The sequence below is a fragment of the Sphingobium sp. PNB genome, from assembly GCF_019873065.1.
Taxonomy (GTDB): domain Bacteria; phylum Pseudomonadota; class Alphaproteobacteria; order Sphingomonadales; family Sphingomonadaceae; genus Sphingobium; species Sphingobium fuliginis.
This window is the reverse complement of sequence record NZ_JAINEZ010000002.1, coordinates 20596-34780: the sequence shown is the minus strand read 5'-3', so window position 1 is coordinate 34780 and position 14185 is coordinate 20596. Positions and strand designations below refer to the sequence as shown.

The 14185-nt window shown below is 64.4% G+C and carries 13 protein-coding genes and 1 pseudogene; 8 read left to right on the top strand and 6 right to left on the bottom strand.

Annotated features, from left to right (window positions below):
* Positions 1-331: 331 nt before the first annotated feature.
* From K7W03_RS00920 to K7W03_RS00890, 7 genes are all read left to right on the top strand, one after another.
* On the top strand, positions 332-1297 hold the full coding sequence (locus K7W03_RS00920; protein ID WP_226869596.1) for a hypothetical protein: 966 nt from the start codon (positions 332-334) through the stop codon (positions 1295-1297).
* Positions 1298-1451: 154 nt separating this feature from the next.
* Positions 1452-2531: a glycosyltransferase family 61 protein gene (locus K7W03_RS00915; protein WP_222885270.1), complete on the top strand. Its 1080-nt coding sequence runs from the start codon at positions 1452-1454 to the stop codon at positions 2529-2531.
* Entirely contained in the window at positions 2494-3093 is a 600-nt protein-coding gene (locus K7W03_RS00910; protein WP_226869595.1) for a serine O-acetyltransferase, read from the top strand. The genes K7W03_RS00915 and K7W03_RS00910 overlap by 38 nt, the downstream gene beginning before the upstream one ends.
* Positions 3090-4646, top strand: coding sequence for an AMP-binding protein (locus K7W03_RS00905; protein WP_222885268.1), 1557 nt, complete (start codon positions 3090-3092; stop codon positions 4644-4646). The genes K7W03_RS00910 and K7W03_RS00905 overlap by 4 nt, the downstream gene beginning before the upstream one ends.
* Positions 4637-4876, top strand: coding sequence for an acyl carrier protein (locus K7W03_RS00900; protein ID WP_222885267.1), 240 nt, complete (start codon positions 4637-4639; stop codon positions 4874-4876). Before K7W03_RS00905 ends, K7W03_RS00900 begins: the two co-directional genes overlap by 10 nt.
* Entirely contained in the window at positions 4873-6135 is a 1263-nt protein-coding gene (locus K7W03_RS00895; RefSeq protein ID WP_222885266.1) for a type III PLP-dependent enzyme, read from the top strand. The genes K7W03_RS00900 and K7W03_RS00895 overlap by 4 nt, the downstream gene beginning before the upstream one ends.
* A gap of 17 nt (positions 6136-6152) precedes the next feature.
* Positions 6153-7115: a class I SAM-dependent methyltransferase gene (locus K7W03_RS00890; RefSeq protein ID WP_222885265.1), complete on the top strand. Its 963-nt coding sequence runs from the start codon at positions 6153-6155 to the stop codon at positions 7113-7115.
* Here K7W03_RS00890 and rfbB read toward each other — a convergent pair.
* The 6 genes from rfbB to K7W03_RS00860 are packed head-to-tail and all read right to left on the bottom strand — an operon-like array spanning position 7103 to position 12816.
* Positions 7103-8197: a dTDP-glucose 4,6-dehydratase gene (gene rfbB, locus K7W03_RS00885; protein ID WP_222885264.1), complete on the bottom strand. Its 1095-nt coding sequence runs from the start codon at positions 8195-8197 to the stop codon at positions 7103-7105. The two genes, K7W03_RS00890 and rfbB, sit on opposite strands and share 13 nt — an antisense overlap.
* Positions 8194-9051 (bottom strand): dTDP-4-dehydrorhamnose reductase, encoded by an 858-nt coding sequence (rfbD, locus tag K7W03_RS00880; RefSeq protein ID WP_226869609.1) that lies wholly within the window; start codon positions 9049-9051, stop codon positions 8194-8196. Before rfbD ends, rfbB begins: the two co-directional genes overlap by 4 nt.
* Positions 9052-9103: 52 nt before the next feature.
* Entirely contained in the window at positions 9104-9646 is a 543-nt protein-coding gene (rfbC, locus tag K7W03_RS00875) for a dTDP-4-dehydrorhamnose 3,5-epimerase (protein WP_222885262.1), read from the bottom strand.
* Positions 9643-10542, bottom strand: a complete 900-nt coding sequence (rfbA, locus tag K7W03_RS00870; protein ID WP_061935083.1) for a glucose-1-phosphate thymidylyltransferase RfbA — start codon at positions 10540-10542, stop codon at positions 9643-9645. Before rfbA ends, rfbC begins: the two co-directional genes overlap by 4 nt.
* Positions 10539-11342: a CpsD/CapB family tyrosine-protein kinase gene (locus K7W03_RS00865; RefSeq protein WP_222885261.1), complete on the bottom strand. Its 804-nt coding sequence runs from the start codon at positions 11340-11342 to the stop codon at positions 10539-10541. The genes rfbA and K7W03_RS00865 overlap by 4 nt, the downstream gene beginning before the upstream one ends.
* The gene (locus K7W03_RS00860) at positions 11326-12816 is read right to left on the bottom strand and encodes a GumC family protein (protein WP_222885260.1); all 1491 of its coding nucleotides are present in this window, start codon (positions 12814-12816) and stop codon (positions 11326-11328) included. The genes K7W03_RS00865 and K7W03_RS00860 overlap by 17 nt, the downstream gene beginning before the upstream one ends.
* A 269-nt stretch (positions 12817-13085) precedes the next feature.
* On the opposite strand from K7W03_RS00860, the pseudogene K7W03_RS00850 reads away from it, so the two are divergent.
* Positions 13086-14180: pseudogene (locus K7W03_RS00850) on the top strand (acyltransferase family protein).
* Positions 14181-14185: the final 5 nt, after the last annotated feature.

The window sequence follows — 14185 nt, the reverse complement described above, 5'->3', positions numbered from 1 at the left end:
CAGGACCCTCCTTTCGTCGCCCGGTCGTCATGCGCGCCGATCCGGCATCGCACGATCCCGTCCTGCAGCGGGCGTCCGTCGTCCGCGCGCCATCATCCGCGCATCGCGGCGACAACCGACCCCGGGCCTCGCGCCTGCGACCATCATGGCGGCAAATTCGGCACGCTTCTGCTCCCAGATGATCCTCCCGTCTTTTCGGACCATGATCCTCTGCCGGCAAAGCCCATGATCCCATTTTTCCCGACCGGCTAGGATGGACGTCAATCCGCCAATAGGACTGCCGCGCTTCACCCTTTAGCGTGTCGGCACTTGCGAGGGAGATGGATGCAAGATGATGCAGAATGCTCTTCATCGCCCCGTCCAGTGGCTGCGCGACATGCCTGCCAGGACGGCCCTGCGCATCTGCAACAACGTGCATTTCCGCGAATGGCTGGGGGCAAGACATGACGCGGCCCTCATGCGCCATCGTCCCCGTCTTCCCCGGTTGGACGCAATCGGGCGGCAGATCGTCGATGCGCTGGAGGAAGACGGCGTCTTCGTGACGGAGATCGACGCGCTTGGCCTGCCGGGCAGCGAGGCGATGATCGATACCAGCGCCATGCTGGCCCATCGCTTTGCGGAGGAAGCACACAGCCGCGCAAGGGACGGCCAGACCTTTCTCTATGTTCCGCCCGAACAGATCGTCGCCAATCCCCGCATTTTCCGATGGGGCCTGCACGAGCGGCTGCTGGACATTGCGGAGGCCTATATCGGCCTGCCCGTCGCCTATGACGGGGCGATCATCAACTACACGGTCGCGGACGGGCGCGCCGTATCCACGCGCAAATGGCACAGGGATTGGGAAGACCGGCGGATGATGAAGGTCGCCGTCTATCTGCACGATGTCGACCATGCGGGCGGCCCGTTCCAGATCATCAGCCGCCACGGGGCCGTGCAGGACGACCGCAGCGGCTTTTCCTACGAACTGGCGGACGATGCGGAGCTGGAGGCGCGCCTGGACAAACCGATCGCCCCCTATCTGGTGAGTTGCGAGGGGTTGCGCGGAACCGTCATCTTCACCGACACCGCACGCTTCTATCATCGCGGCAAGCCGGCGACGGCGCGCGACCGGGCGGCGATCTTCTACAGCTATTTCGCACGCCGGCCCCGCCATCCCTTCCTGTGCGAACGGACGGGGATGAAACGGCGGGACATCGCGCGGCTGGCCAGATATTTGCCGCAACGGCAACGCAACGCCGTCCTGTGGCATCGCCAGCTTTCGCCTCTGCTGCGGTTGATCCCGCCGGCCTCCCTATGATGCTGCCCGCAATCTTCCCTGCCGATTTTTCAGAAGCGGTTTTGCATGTCGCGATCCTGGCCCCTGCATCGGCGGGATACGATCTTTCATGCGGGCATGCGACTTTGCTCCTGCCCTGCCGGGAGGGGGCCGATCCTTGCGCATAGCATCCCACATGCATAGCTTCGAAGCACCGCCGGAAACACCGCCGCGCTGGTCGCGCCGCCCCACCTGGCGGCCGGGTGTGAACGGGCTGCACCGGCTCCTGGGCAAGCGCCCGCCCGACATCCTCACCGCCGCCGTCGATCGATGGCAGATCGCACCGGGCAATGTGGTGGAGGTCCGCCCCGCGAAGAAGCTTGGCGGCCAGCTCTACCGGATCAGGGGCGCCGAATTCGGCGGCGTCGCGGAGGTGGTAAGGGACTTTATCGGCGGCTTCGGCGCGATGCAGCCGCCCACCATGGGCTATCGTCTCAAGAACGTGCTGCTGACCGACGGCGTGCTCTATGCGGGGGATGCGGTGCGGCATTTGCAGCGGCGCTCGGCACGGCTGCCTGTCCACCTCGTGCCGCATGACCTGTTGGATGCGGTCCTTTATGAAAGCTGGCTCGGCAACCGCTGGTTCGGCAACTGGCTGAGCGACGATTGCCTGACCCATGATCTGGCGGCATATTGCGGCCAGCCCTTTACCGCTCGGGCCGCCAGCGGCCATATGACCGCTTATGAGCGGGCGCTGGGCATGCATCCCCTGCGCAGGGCGTCGGCGCGCTTCGCGGAATTGATCCTGTTCGACGACCAGTCGCACAATGACCATAAGCGGCAGCGCGCGGACCTGCTCCGCCTGCGGCTGACCGGCGGGCGGATCGATCGGCATCCGGGCATATTCCTGTTGCGCGGGCGAAGCGGGGCGCCGCGGGTCCTGGCCAATGAGCAGGCCATTGCAGAGCGGCTCGCGGTCAAACGCGGTTTCACCATCCTGGACCCCTCCACCGCCAGCCTTGAGGAGATCGTGCGCCTGTGCGGCGGCGCGTCGGTGGTGGCGGGGGTAGAGGGAAGCCATCTGGTCCACGGGCTGGCGGTGATGCCGCCCGATGCCCGCGCCTTCGTCATCCAGCCGCCGGACCGGGCCGTCTCGGCACTTAAAAGGCTGACGGACCGGCAGGGCCAGGATTATTCAATGCTAGTCGGAGTGGGAACGCATGAAGCCTTCATCGTCGATGGCGACGAGGTCGAACGAACCCTCGATCTTGCATGACGGCACCGCCGCGAACTGCGGGCCCACCCGGGATGAGGCGCGTTTCTCAGCCCTGCTGGCGGCGGTCGCGGCCGATTACCGGCGTCACGGCTCGACAGCCGCCAATGCCGCCTTCCTGTCGCTCTGCCTCTATCGCTTCGGGCGTTGGGGGCTTTACCGCCGCACCGCGCTTGGACGCAGGCTGGTGTCGCGCCTCTATGGTTTCACCAATATCATCGTCGCCAACATCACCAAGATATGGATACCGCCCCATGTCCAGATGGGACAGGGTTTCCACATCATTCATTGCGAGGGATCGTTGTCGATCCATCCCGACACCATTATCGGAGACAGGCTGGGCGTGATGCATAATGTCACCATCGGCACCAATATGGGCGAAGGCGTACCGATCATCGGCAACGACGTCTTCATCGGCGTCAATTCTACTGTACTTGGTCCCGTCAGGATTGGCGACCGCGTGCGGATCGCCGCCAATACGGCGGTGACGACGGATGTGCCATCGGACTCCATCGCCGTGGGATCGCCCGCACGGATACTGCCCCGGCTGGGCAAGCTGTCATGAGCGCGCTTTCCACCACCCTGTTCGAACTGTTCGCGGATAATCTTCCCGAGCGAGCAGACGCATGTTTCCTGATCGACCCCGACCGCTCCTACAACTATGGGGAGGTCGGCCGTGAAGTCGAACGAGCCGCCGCCTGCCTGCTTCACCATGATGTGAAACCGGGCGACAGGGTCATCGTCCAGTTGCGCAAGAGCATGCGGGAAGTCGCTGCCATGCTGGCCATAGCACGGGCCGGGGGCGTGATCGTCAACGTCAACACCGCCTTCACGCTGGAGCAGCTTCTGTTTGTGGCGGAGGATTGCGGCGCGTCGGCGCTGATCGTGGAACCGCCGATCGCCGTCAGGCTGCACGATGTCGCAGCGACGGTGCTGACAGCCGACCTTTGGGCCGGCCAACCGGCGAACGAGGCGCCTCCCGCCGCAGGCCTCGACAGCGAACTGGCGGCGATCATCTATACTTCCGGCTCGACCGGCAAGCCCAAGGGCGTGATGCTCAGCCACCGGAACATATTGGCCGGCGCGCGGTCGGTGGCCCGCTATCTTGGCCTGCGCAGCGAGGACCGCCTGCTCAGCGTCCTGCCCTATAGTTTCGACTATGGGCTCAATCAGTTGATGACGATGATGCTGCTCGGCGGCGCCGTGGTTCACCAGCCGCTCGCCATGGCGACGGAAATCCTGCGCACCCTGGAACGCCACGCCGTCACCGGCATGGCCGCCGTGCCGCCGCTCTGGATACAGCTCGTCCGTCTGCTGGACGAAACACCGGTCATGCTCCCGTCGTTGCGCCTCATCACCAATTCCGGAGGGAAGATTCCACTGGACATCCTCCAGCGCATGCCCCGGCATTTCCCGAACACCCGTATCTTCCTGATGTACGGGCTGACGGAAGCCTTCCGCTCCACCTATCTCGACCCCCAGCGTTTCGACGCCAAAATGGGATCGATCGGCCGGGCCATTCCCGGTGCGCAGGTCTATGTCGTCAAGCCGGGCGAAGGCATCGCCGCTCCGGGGGAGGCCGGGGAACTGGTGCATCGCGGCCCTCTGGTCAGCATGGGGTACTGGAACCGGCCCGAAGCGACGGCCGATAAGATCAGGCGGTGCCCCGAACTGGCCCATCTGATCGGCGATGAACCGGTCGTCCATAGCGGGGACATCGTGAAGCGGGATGAAGATGGCGACATCTGGTTCGTCGGCCGCAACGATGCCCTGATCAAGACCAGCGGCTTTCGCGTCAGCCCCGATGATGTGGAGGATCTGGTGCATCGCAGCGGGCTGGCCGCCGATGTTGTCGCATTCGGCGTCGAGGACGACCTTCTGGGCCAATGCGTGCATGTTGCGGCAAGCCTGCTCCCCGGCGCAACGCGGGAGGCGCTGGCGGCGCACTGCCGCAAGGTCATGCCCGCCTATATGGTGCCGCGCGTCATCCATATCTGGCCCGACGCCATGCCGCGCACCGCCAGCGGCAAGCTGGCCCGCACCGATGTCGTGCACCGATGCGAGGCGCAGATCATGCACAATCCACCGGTTGCCGAGGGAGCGACGCAATGGCCCTGACCGAAGCGATCCTGATCCAGACCATCAGCGGCTTTTCCGACATCGGCGCCGACGCCCATGGAGAAACGCCGCTATTTTCCTCCGGTGCGCTGGATTCCGTGGCGATGCTCAACCTGCTCGCCTTTGTCGAGGAACAGGCCGGGATCGAAATCCGGGCCGACGAAGTGACGCTGGAAAATTTCGACACGCCTGCGCGCATCGTCCGCTTTGCCGGGGAACGAAGCCGATGACGGCGGCGCTGTCCGACGCCATGCTGGCGCAGGCCGCCGAACGGTTCGGAACGCCCTGCTTCATCTATGCCGCCGATGCGATCGAGGAACGCATCGCCCGGCTGCACGAAGTCTTCCGCAGCCGCTTCACCCTCAGCTTCGCCGTGAAGAGCAATCCCAATCCAGCCATGTTGGCATGGCTGAACGGCCGCATCGGCCATCTCGACATCAGTTCCATCGGGGAGATGCGTCTGGCGCTGGGCGCTGGTTGGGACGCATCCAGGATCAGCTTCACCGGCCCCGCCAAGCGGGTGGAGGAACTACGCGAAGCCATGGCGGCGGGCCTTGGCCTGCTGGTCGTCGAATCCGTGCGGGAAGCGCGGGCCGCCGACGCGATAGCCAGATCCATGGGCAGGAAGCAGCCCGTCCTGGTCCGCATCGCGCCCGACAGCCTGCCTCGCGGCTTTGGCGACCATATGGCGGGCCGTCCCAGCCCCTTCGGCATCGATCAGGAGGATGCCGATTCAGCGCTGGCGGAGATTCGCGCCCTGCCCGCGCTCTCGGTCGTCGGCCTGCATATCTATTCGGGTACCCAATGCCTGAAGGCAGAGGCGGTGGTTGAAAATTACCGCGCTTTCCTCACCATTTTCCGAAGGCTTTGCGCGAACCACGACCTCATGCCGGAAAAACTGGTGTTCGGATCGGGCCTGGGCATCCCCTATCATGACGGCGACGCGCCGCTCGACCTGCCGGCCGTCGCGGACGCGATCGGGCCGGAACTGGATCGCCTTGTCATGGACCCGCGCTTTCGCCAGAGCGGCCTTATGCTGGAACTTGGCCGCTATCTGGTGGCGGAGGCCGGCTATTTCCTGACGCGCATCGTTTCCACCAAGGAGTCTCGCGGCACGCGCATCGCGATCTGCGACGGCGGGATGAACAATCATCTGCCCGCCTCCGGCCATTTCGGCATGGTCGTCCGCCGCAATTATCGCATGCACAAGCTGGGCGGCCAGGGACCGCGTGAGAAGATCGACATTGTCGGCCCACTCTGCACCTCCATCGACCGCCTGGCGAGCGCCGTGGAACTGCCGCATGTCGAGGAAGGCGACGTCATCGCCGTGCACCAGAGCGGCGCCTACGGCCTGACTGCCAGCCCCTTTCATTTCATCAGCCACGCGCCGCCCGCCGAACTGATGGTCGTCGACGGCCAAATCCGCGACATAACGCGCTTCTTCGCGGAGGGTGCGCGGGAAAGCGGCATGATGCGCCATCTGGCATAGGGAAGGAAGACAAGGCAATGGACTGCCCCGTCTGTCACCGCAATACGCGCCCCTGGATCGTCATGCCGATCGACGCGAAGAAGGACATGCCGACGCCCTTCGGGGATGTCCTGCGCTGCGACCATTGCGGCCTGGGAATGGCGGCCCGCATGCCCTGTCGGGACGAGATCGCCGACCTCTATGACCTTGCATCCTATTATACTCATGGCGAAAGCCATATGCCGGCGGTACAGGCCAATCTGCTGGACCGGCTGTTGATCCGCCTCGCCTGGAAGGTCGACCGCGCACACCCCTTCGACCCCGACAGCGTGGCCGGGCAATTGCCGCCCAGGGCCCGCATATTGGACATAGGCTCGGGCGACGGCGAGATATTGGAAGCTTTTCGCGACCGGGGGTTCACGGCCCTGGGGGTCGATCCGGACGAGCGTTCACGGGATTTCTGTGCGGCGCGGGGGCTGGCGGTGCTCCCCGGCACCGCCGAAGAACCGCCTGCCGCGCTGGATGGGCAGCAATTCGATCTGGTCGTCATGTCGCATTCGCTGGAACATTGCCTGGACCCGGTCCGCGCGATCCGCACGATCGCCCGCCTGCTGGCCCCCGGCGGGCTGGCCTATATAGAGGTGCCCAATGCCGGCTGCCGCCATTTCGAGACTTTCCGCCAATGTTCCGAAATGTTCGATGCTCCGCGTCACCTCTGGTTCTTCAGCCAACAGGCCCTGCTGCGGTTGACGGAGGCGGGCGGCTTCACGGTCGCGGCCCTGCATTATAACGGCTTCACCCGCCTGTTCACGCCGGGCTGGCGGGGATGGGAGTGCGAAATCTTCGACCGGCTGGTCCGGCGCGGCCTGCACAAAGGCGCCACCCGCCATAGCTGGCCGCGTTCGCTGCTGCTGCTGTTGCAGACCGCCTTCGCGCGGCCGGAACGGAAATATGACTCCATCGGCGTGCTGATGCGGCGCGAAGGATCTCAGCCTGCCTGAGCCGCCTTCAGCCAAAGGGGCGGAACCGCGTCGGAAAGCTTCGCCCGCCACCAGTCCGGCCTGTCCAGATACCATTGCAGCGTATCGGCAAAATGCCGGTCGAAACTGGATGCCGGCCGATAGCCGAGATCGTGCCGGATGCGGGCATCGTCAATGGCATAGCGGCGGTCATGGCCCGGCCGGTCCGGCACGAAGGCCTTGAGCTGCGCCGAGGGCCTGCCCTGCGCCGCCGGCGCGCCCGGAAAGCGCGCCGCCAGAAGCGGATCGCGGGCGAAGGCCGCGTCGATGCCGGCGCACAGCCGGTCGACCAGTTCGATATTGCTCATCTCGCTGCCGCCGCCCACCGTATAGACAGCGCCCGGTTGCGCGCCCTCCAGGATCAGCGCGATGGCATGGCAATGATCCTCCACGAACAGCCAGTCCCGGATATTGCCGCCGTCGCCATAGACTGGCAGCGGCCGCCCCTCCAGCGCATTGGCCAGGAACAGCGGGATCAGCTTTTCCGGATATTGATAGGGTCCGTAATTATTCGAACAATGGGACGTGGTGACATTCAGCCCATAGGTGCGGTGATAGGCCCGCACCAGATGATCGGCCCCCGCCTTGCTCGCGGAATAAGGGGAATTGGGCGCATGGGCCGTCCTTTCGTTGAAGGCGGGTTCGTCCGGTCCCAGGCTGCCGAACACTTCGTCCGTCGATACCTGATGAAAGCGACGGTCGGGATGCCGCTTTTCCTCCAGCCATAATTTCCGCGCCGTGGCGAGCAGGCTGTGCGTGCCGGTCACATTGCTGCGGATGAAGGCGCCCGGGTCCGAAATTGACCGGTCCACATGGGTTTCCGCAGCGAAATTCACCACCATGTCGACATCGGCGGATCGCATCAGCCGCTCGACCAGGGCGCTGTCGCAAATGTCGCCCTGCACCAGTTCCACTCGGGTCAGCCCGTCCAGATTGCCGCCATTGCCCGCATAGGTGAGGAGATCGAGCACGACGATCCGGTCCTGCGGGTGGCGCCGATGCCAATGGCGCACGAAATTGGTGCCGATAAAGCCGGCTCCACCGGCCACCAACAGCGTCTTCATGTCGCCACCCTCTCCCAAGTCATTTGGTGCAATTCCTCGCGCCAGTGAAGCGGTGGTCGTTCCAGACAGGCCCAACTGTCGCTGCAATCGAGTTGGCTGAAGGCAGGCCGCCGCGCCAATGTAGGGAAATCCGCCGTCAAAATCGCTTCGATCCGAGCCGCCCTGCGCAAGATGCCGGCCCTCAGCGCCTCTTGCCGGATGGCGCAGGCAAATTCGTGCCACGACGCCGCTCCCCCATCGGTCAGGTGGTGGATGCCATGGGCCCGATGTTCGATCAATCGCCAGATTCCCCTTGCCAGGCTGCGCACATGGGTGGGCGTGCCGATCTGGTCGGATACCACGCGCACCACCTCCCGCGTCGCGAGCAGGCGCAGCATGGTGTTGCGGAAATTCTTCCCCTCATGGCCGTAGAGCCAGGCGGTGCGGACGATCAGCGCCTCGGGCAGATATTGGGCGACGACCCATTCTCCCGCCGCCTTGGAATGGCCGTAGGCGTTGATCGGACTGGGCGGATCATCGGGCCGGTAAGGCCGGTTCGCCGCGCCGTCGAACAGGAAATCGGTCGAGATATGGGCAAGGCGGCTGCCATGACGCGCCGCCGCCTCGGCCAGTAGCCCCGCCGCCACGGCATTGATCGCATGGGCCATGTGCGGCTCGCGCTCGGCGCCTTCCACATCGGTCCAGGCAGCGGCATTCAGGATCAGGTCGGGCCGTATCTCTTCCATCCTGCGTTGGATCATCGATCTGTCGCCAATGTCGAGATCGGTGCGCGACAGGGCTGCCAGATGCGCCAGCCCGGACGGAACGGTCGCCGCCAGCGCGCGGCCGAGTTGCCCTCCCGCGCCCACCAGCATCACGCGCACCGCATCGCCCCCTGCCAGACCACGCCCCGGAACGCGGCATCGATCACGCGGCCATCCCCATATCCACCAGCCGCCCCGCCGCGGCGTCCCTGGCCGAAAGGCAAGGCATGTGGACGATCGGCCATTCTATGCCGATGTCCGGATCGTTCCAGATCAGGGCCCTCTCATCCGCGGGGGCGTAATAGTCCGTGCATTTGTACAGCAGATGCGTGTCGTCCGAGAGGCTGAGGAAGCCATGGGCAAAGCCGGGCGGCACCCAGAGCATGTGCCGGTTCTCCGCCGACAGCACATGCCCGGTCCACCGGCCGAAGGTCGCGCTGTCCGGACGCAGATCGACAGCGACGTCAAAGGCTGCGCCCTGCACCACCCGCACCAGCTTCCCCTGCGGCCTGTTCTGCTGATAATGCAGTCCCCGCAATATGTCGCGGTGGGACCGGCTGTGATTGTCCTGCACGAACCGCGCTTCGATCCCGCCCTGGGCCGCCGCCCGCTCATTCCATGTCTCCATGAAGTATCCGCGCTGATCCTCGAACAGCCGGGGTTCGACCAGCATCACGCCGGGCAACCGTGTCGGACTTATCTTCATGCCGCCAGACTCCCCGGAGAAGCAGGGCCGCTTTCCAACTGCCGCAGCAGATATTCGCCATAGCCGCTCTTGCGCAGTCGCGCCGCCAAGGTCTCGAACTGCTTGCTGGAGATGAAGCCCATGCGCCAGGCGATTTCCTCGGGGCAGCAGATTTTCAGCCCCTGCCGCTGCTCCAGCACCCGGACATAAAGGCCCGCGTCCAGCAGGGAAGCGTGGGTTCCCGTGTCCAGCCAGGCGAAACCGCGCCCCATCAGTTCGACGTTCAGGTCGCCCGCCTCCAGGAACAGGCGATTAAGGTCGGTGATCTCATACTCGCCCCGGTCGGACGGGCGCAGCCGCGCCGCGAAATCCACCGCCCGCTCGTCATAGAAATAAAGACCGGTCACGGCGTAGTTGGACCGGGGCGCCGCCGGTTTTTCCTCGATCGACACCACCCGCCCCTGCCGGTCGAAATCGACCACGCCATAGGCGCCGGGATCGTCGACATGATAGCCGAAGATGGTGACCCCCGAACGGCGGCCCTCCGCCCGGGCAAGCATGTCGGACAGCCCCTGCCCATAGAAGATATTGTCCCCCAGGATCAGCGCCGACGGCCTGCCCGCAAGAAAATCGGCGCCGATATGATAGGCCTGCGCCAGCCCTTCGGGCTTGGGCTGCAATGCATATTGCAGGTTCAGGCCCCATTGCGAACCGTCACCCAGCAATTGTCGGAAATCGTCCGCATCATGCGGCGTGGTGATGATCAATACCTCCCTGATCCCCGCAAGCATCAATGTCGAGAGCGGATAATAGATCATCGGCTTGTCATAGACCGGCATCAATTGCTTGCTGATGCTGCGGGTCAGCGGATGCAGCCGCGTTCCCGATCCGCCCGCCAGGATGATCCCCGGCCTCACGGTTGCACCTCGCTGGGTAGGAGGAGGCGTTCGCCATAATAATAATTCTTCTTGCGCCGTCGGAAGATGCCGCCGATCGACTTGTTGAGGACGGTGCCGATGATCGGCCTGGGTTCGAGCAGGGCCATGGCCTCCTGCAACTCGTCGGCATGGGTCTGCCCTTCCTCGACCACCATCAGCACTCCTTCCACGCTGGAACCGATCGCCAATATCTCGTCGATGGCCAGCGTCGGCGGGCTATCGACGATGAAGACCGGATCGCCTTCCGGATCGGCCAGCGCGGGAAAGAGCGTGGCGAACCGGTCGCCCGAAAGAAGGCCGGCCGGATCGAGCCGCCGCTGCCGCACCGGCAAAACGGAAAGGCGCAGTTCATCGACCTCCTGCCGGCAGAGGGGGAGCGGGGCGGCGCCCGCCAGATAGTCGTCGACCCCCGCATGCGGTTCCAGGCCCAAGCGACTGCCCAAAGCGGGTTTCGCCAGGTCAAGATCGATCAGCACGACCGGATGCACGCGGCTGATCGCCATGGCGAGGTTCGTCGCGACGAACGTCTTGCCATTGCCCGGCTGGGTCGACGTGACCGCCATGATCCTGCCGCCCGACGCGAAAAAACCGTTCATGATCTGCGTCCGCAGCAGGATGAAGCTCCGCGACCGCGCATCCAGATGGTCCAGCGCGCATATGCCGTTCGCCGCCAGATGCGCCGGGTCGAGCGTCACCGGATCACATGGACGAGCCCCCACCTTCGGTTCAGGGTGACGATAGCCAAGATCGCCGACGACGACATCAAGCCCCGTAACCATCGCGACCCCCTTTCGGAAAGGCCAGCCCCGGCAGGGAAAGGCGCAACAATCCCGCCACGCCGCGATGCGGCAGGCCGGATGCTGGTATCACGGCAAGCGGCGCCACGCCGGTCAATCGCCCAATGGCGGCCTCCCCATGGATGAGGCCGGCGGACAATTCCATGGACGCCACCAGGACCAGGCCGAGAGCAAGCCCCGCCCCCGCGCCGGTCATGAGCAGTTTCTTCCGATCCGGAAAGACCGGGTCGGCGGGACGGCTGGCGGCGTCCACGACCGTGAAGCGCTCCCCCTTGTCCTCGGCCTGGAGATTGGCGGCAATCTGCGCGTCCATCTGCTTTTCGCGAATGTCCTGATATTGGGTGGTCAGATTGTCATAGTCCCGTTCCAGATTGTTCAGTTCATAGCTTGCCTGCGGCGCCTGCGCGGTGAGATGCTCCATCTGCGAAATCGCCCCCACCAGTTCGCCCCGCCTCTGGCCCAGCATGCCGATGCGCGCACGGCCCGATGCGATTTCGGCAGCAATTACCCCTCCGCCCGCTCTCAACGGCCCAAGCGCGGCGAGGCCGGCTTCCTGATTGGCGATGGCCGCCCGTGCCGCCACCACGTCGGGATGCGCGTCGGAATAAGTCGCGGTGAGCTGTGCCAAACGGTTCTGCGCCAGGCGCAGCGCCTCCGCCTGGGGGTTGGGGGCGGCAGCCAGGTCCTGGCTCCGGGCTGCCAATATGCCGTTCTGCTGCGCGATCCCCTGCGTTTCGGCATCGATCCGCGAAACCTCCGCGCGCAGGGCTGAAGCCGACTGGGTGCTGAGCGCGACCTGATCGGGCAATGCGCCATTATAGCGCGCCTCGATTTCCCGCCGCCGCTTTTGCAGTTCCATCAGCCGGTCGCGGATTTCATTGCCCCGCCGCGACAGGAAGGCCGCCGTTCCGGAGGCCTGCTCGGTGCGAAGACGCTTGTCCTCTTCCAGGAACATGCGGGTCAGCCGCTCCGTCACCTGTTGCGCGATGGCGGGATCGTCATAGGTGAAGGAAAGGCTGAACGCGATGGTCGTGCCGCCATTATGGCCGGGATTGGCGGTGTTGCCGGCGCCCACCAGCTCGACGCTGATCGCCTGGCGCATCAAGTTCTGCACGTCTTCCAGGCTCAGCGTGGCGCTCTGCCGGGGATAGAGCCGCATATCGCGGATGACCTGCACCAGGTTGGCGCGGCTCAATATCTGCTGCCGGATCTTCGCGATCCGTTCATCGGCATAGTTGGTGAGGGGGGATGCGACCAGCGTCGTCGGCACTTCCTGCGACGCGATCAGCAAAGTGGCTGTCGAACGATATTGCGGGTCGATCGTCAGTATCGCCGCGATCGCGGCGACGATGCCCAGGGCCAGCGGAAGGATGAGCCACCACCGTCGGCGACAGGCGATCGCCAGGATTTCCGGCACCGTCATCAGCGGGCCGTCGGCGGGAGCTTCGGCCGTCATGGGACCGGCCAGTCCGATCGGTCCGTTGCACCGCAGCTCTGCAACCAGAATGTCATCCCCTGTCCCCTGTGGCAGCCTGCGATCAGCATTCAATGTCCCCCGCCGGGATGCTATTCCCTGGACTGTGTGGCGAGTCCTGGGTGGGGAATATTGCCCAAATCATTGCGCCGTGGGGAGAAAGGCGAACCACCCTCCCAAAAGTCAGTCTGTATTGCCCTTGCCGTCCGCCGTAATTTCGCCCCTCCTCTTGCTTTCAGCGGACAGGGCAGATGATCGTCAGAGAGATCAGGGCAATGACCGGCATTCGCGGCATGGCTGCGCTGATCGTGATGATCTACCATTTCGAACGGGGATTGCAGAGCACGAGCCCCTTATCCACCATGCTCAATCACGGCTATCTGTCGGTCGATCTCTTCTTCGTCCTCAGCGGCTTTGTTCTTTCCCATGTCTATGGACAGGCCCTGAAGGAAGGGTCGTTCACCCTGCGCGCCTTTCTGCTTCATCGCCTCGCCCGGATCTATCCAGTCTATATCGTCGCGACGTCCGCCATCCTCGCGATCGGCCTGTGAAAAAGGCATGATCCCGCCTTCGGCGCCGATGTGATCGTCTCCAATGTCTTCATGCTCCAGTCGATAGGGGATTGGCCCAGCATCGATCCTCCCGCATGGTCGGTGAGCGCTGAACTGATCGCCTATCTGATCTTCCCGATACTGGCGAGGCTCTGCTTCAGAAGCAGGCCCGGTTTTGCGCTGATGACGGCCTTGGCCGCGCTTGCAACGATCATGGGCCTCAGCATCTCCGCATCCCTCCACTGGATCGGATCGCCCATAGCCAAGGGGCAACTCGACCTGTTCTATGCGCCCTACACCCTGATCCGCTGCCTGGCGGGCTTCACCCTGGGCCAATTGGTCTGGCGCCTCCACGCGCAGGGCGCCATTGCGCAATGGGCCGCGAACAACGCCGTTCAGGTCGGCATCGGCCTGTCCCTGCTCTGCCTGACGGCCTTTCGCGGAACGGATTTCTTCGTCTATCTTGCCATTATCGGGCTGATATTCTGCCTGAGCGCAGGCAGGGGCGCGCTTCCGGCGATCTTCGGTTCACGGCCCATGCATTTCCTGGGGCGCATTTCCTTTCCGGTTTATCTCACCCATTATAAGGCCATGGGGCTGTTGTCGGCCCTCCAATCCCGTCTGCCGGCCACCGGACCGTTCCACATCGTCAGACATCCCCTGGCTGTTCTGTCGGCCGGACTGGCCGTGATCTGCCTGTCCTGGCTGGTTCATGAAGGCATCGAACGTCCATGCCGGAAGTTTTTGAGACGGGCGCATTGGCTCGGAGGAGGATCGAAGGCGCTGCCGGCCTGAGCATC

Bases quoted from the DNA above. Each gene is read 5' to 3' on its own strand.
- K7W03_RS00890 (WP_222885265.1), top strand. From the start codon at position 6,153: ATGGACTGCCCCGTCTGTCACCGCAATACGCGCCCCTGGATCGTCATG.
- K7W03_RS00895 (WP_222885266.1), top strand. From the start codon at position 4,873: ATGACGGCGGCGCTGTCCGACGCCATGCTGGCGCAGGCCGCCGAACGG.
- K7W03_RS00865 (WP_222885261.1), bottom strand. From the start codon at position 11,342: ATGGTTACGGGGCTTGATGTCGTCGTCGGCGATCTTGGCTATCGTCAC.
- K7W03_RS00905 (WP_222885268.1), top strand. From the start codon at position 3,090: ATGAGCGCGCTTTCCACCACCCTGTTCGAACTGTTCGCGGATAATCTT.
- rfbC (WP_222885262.1), bottom strand. From the start codon at position 9,646: ATGAAGATAAGTCCGACACGGTTGCCCGGCGTGATGCTGGTCGAACCC.
- K7W03_RS00900 (WP_222885267.1), top strand. From the start codon at position 4,637: ATGGCCCTGACCGAAGCGATCCTGATCCAGACCATCAGCGGCTTTTCC.
- rfbB (WP_222885264.1), bottom strand. From the start codon at position 8,197: ATGAAGACGCTGTTGGTGGCCGGTGGAGCCGGCTTTATCGGCACCAAT.
- K7W03_RS00860 (WP_222885260.1), bottom strand. From the start codon at position 12,816: ATGACGGCCGAAGCTCCCGCCGACGGCCCGCTGATGACGGTGCCGGAA.
- K7W03_RS00910 (WP_226869595.1), top strand. From the start codon at position 2,494: ATGGCGACGAGGTCGAACGAACCCTCGATCTTGCATGACGGCACCGCC.
- K7W03_RS00920 (WP_226869596.1), top strand. From the start codon at position 332: ATGATGCAGAATGCTCTTCATCGCCCCGTCCAGTGGCTGCGCGACATG.
- rfbD (WP_226869609.1), bottom strand. From the start codon at position 9,051: ATGCTGGTGGGCGCGGGAGGGCAACTCGGCCGCGCGCTGGCGGCGACC.
- K7W03_RS00915 (WP_222885270.1), top strand. From the start codon at position 1,452: ATGCATAGCTTCGAAGCACCGCCGGAAACACCGCCGCGCTGGTCGCGC.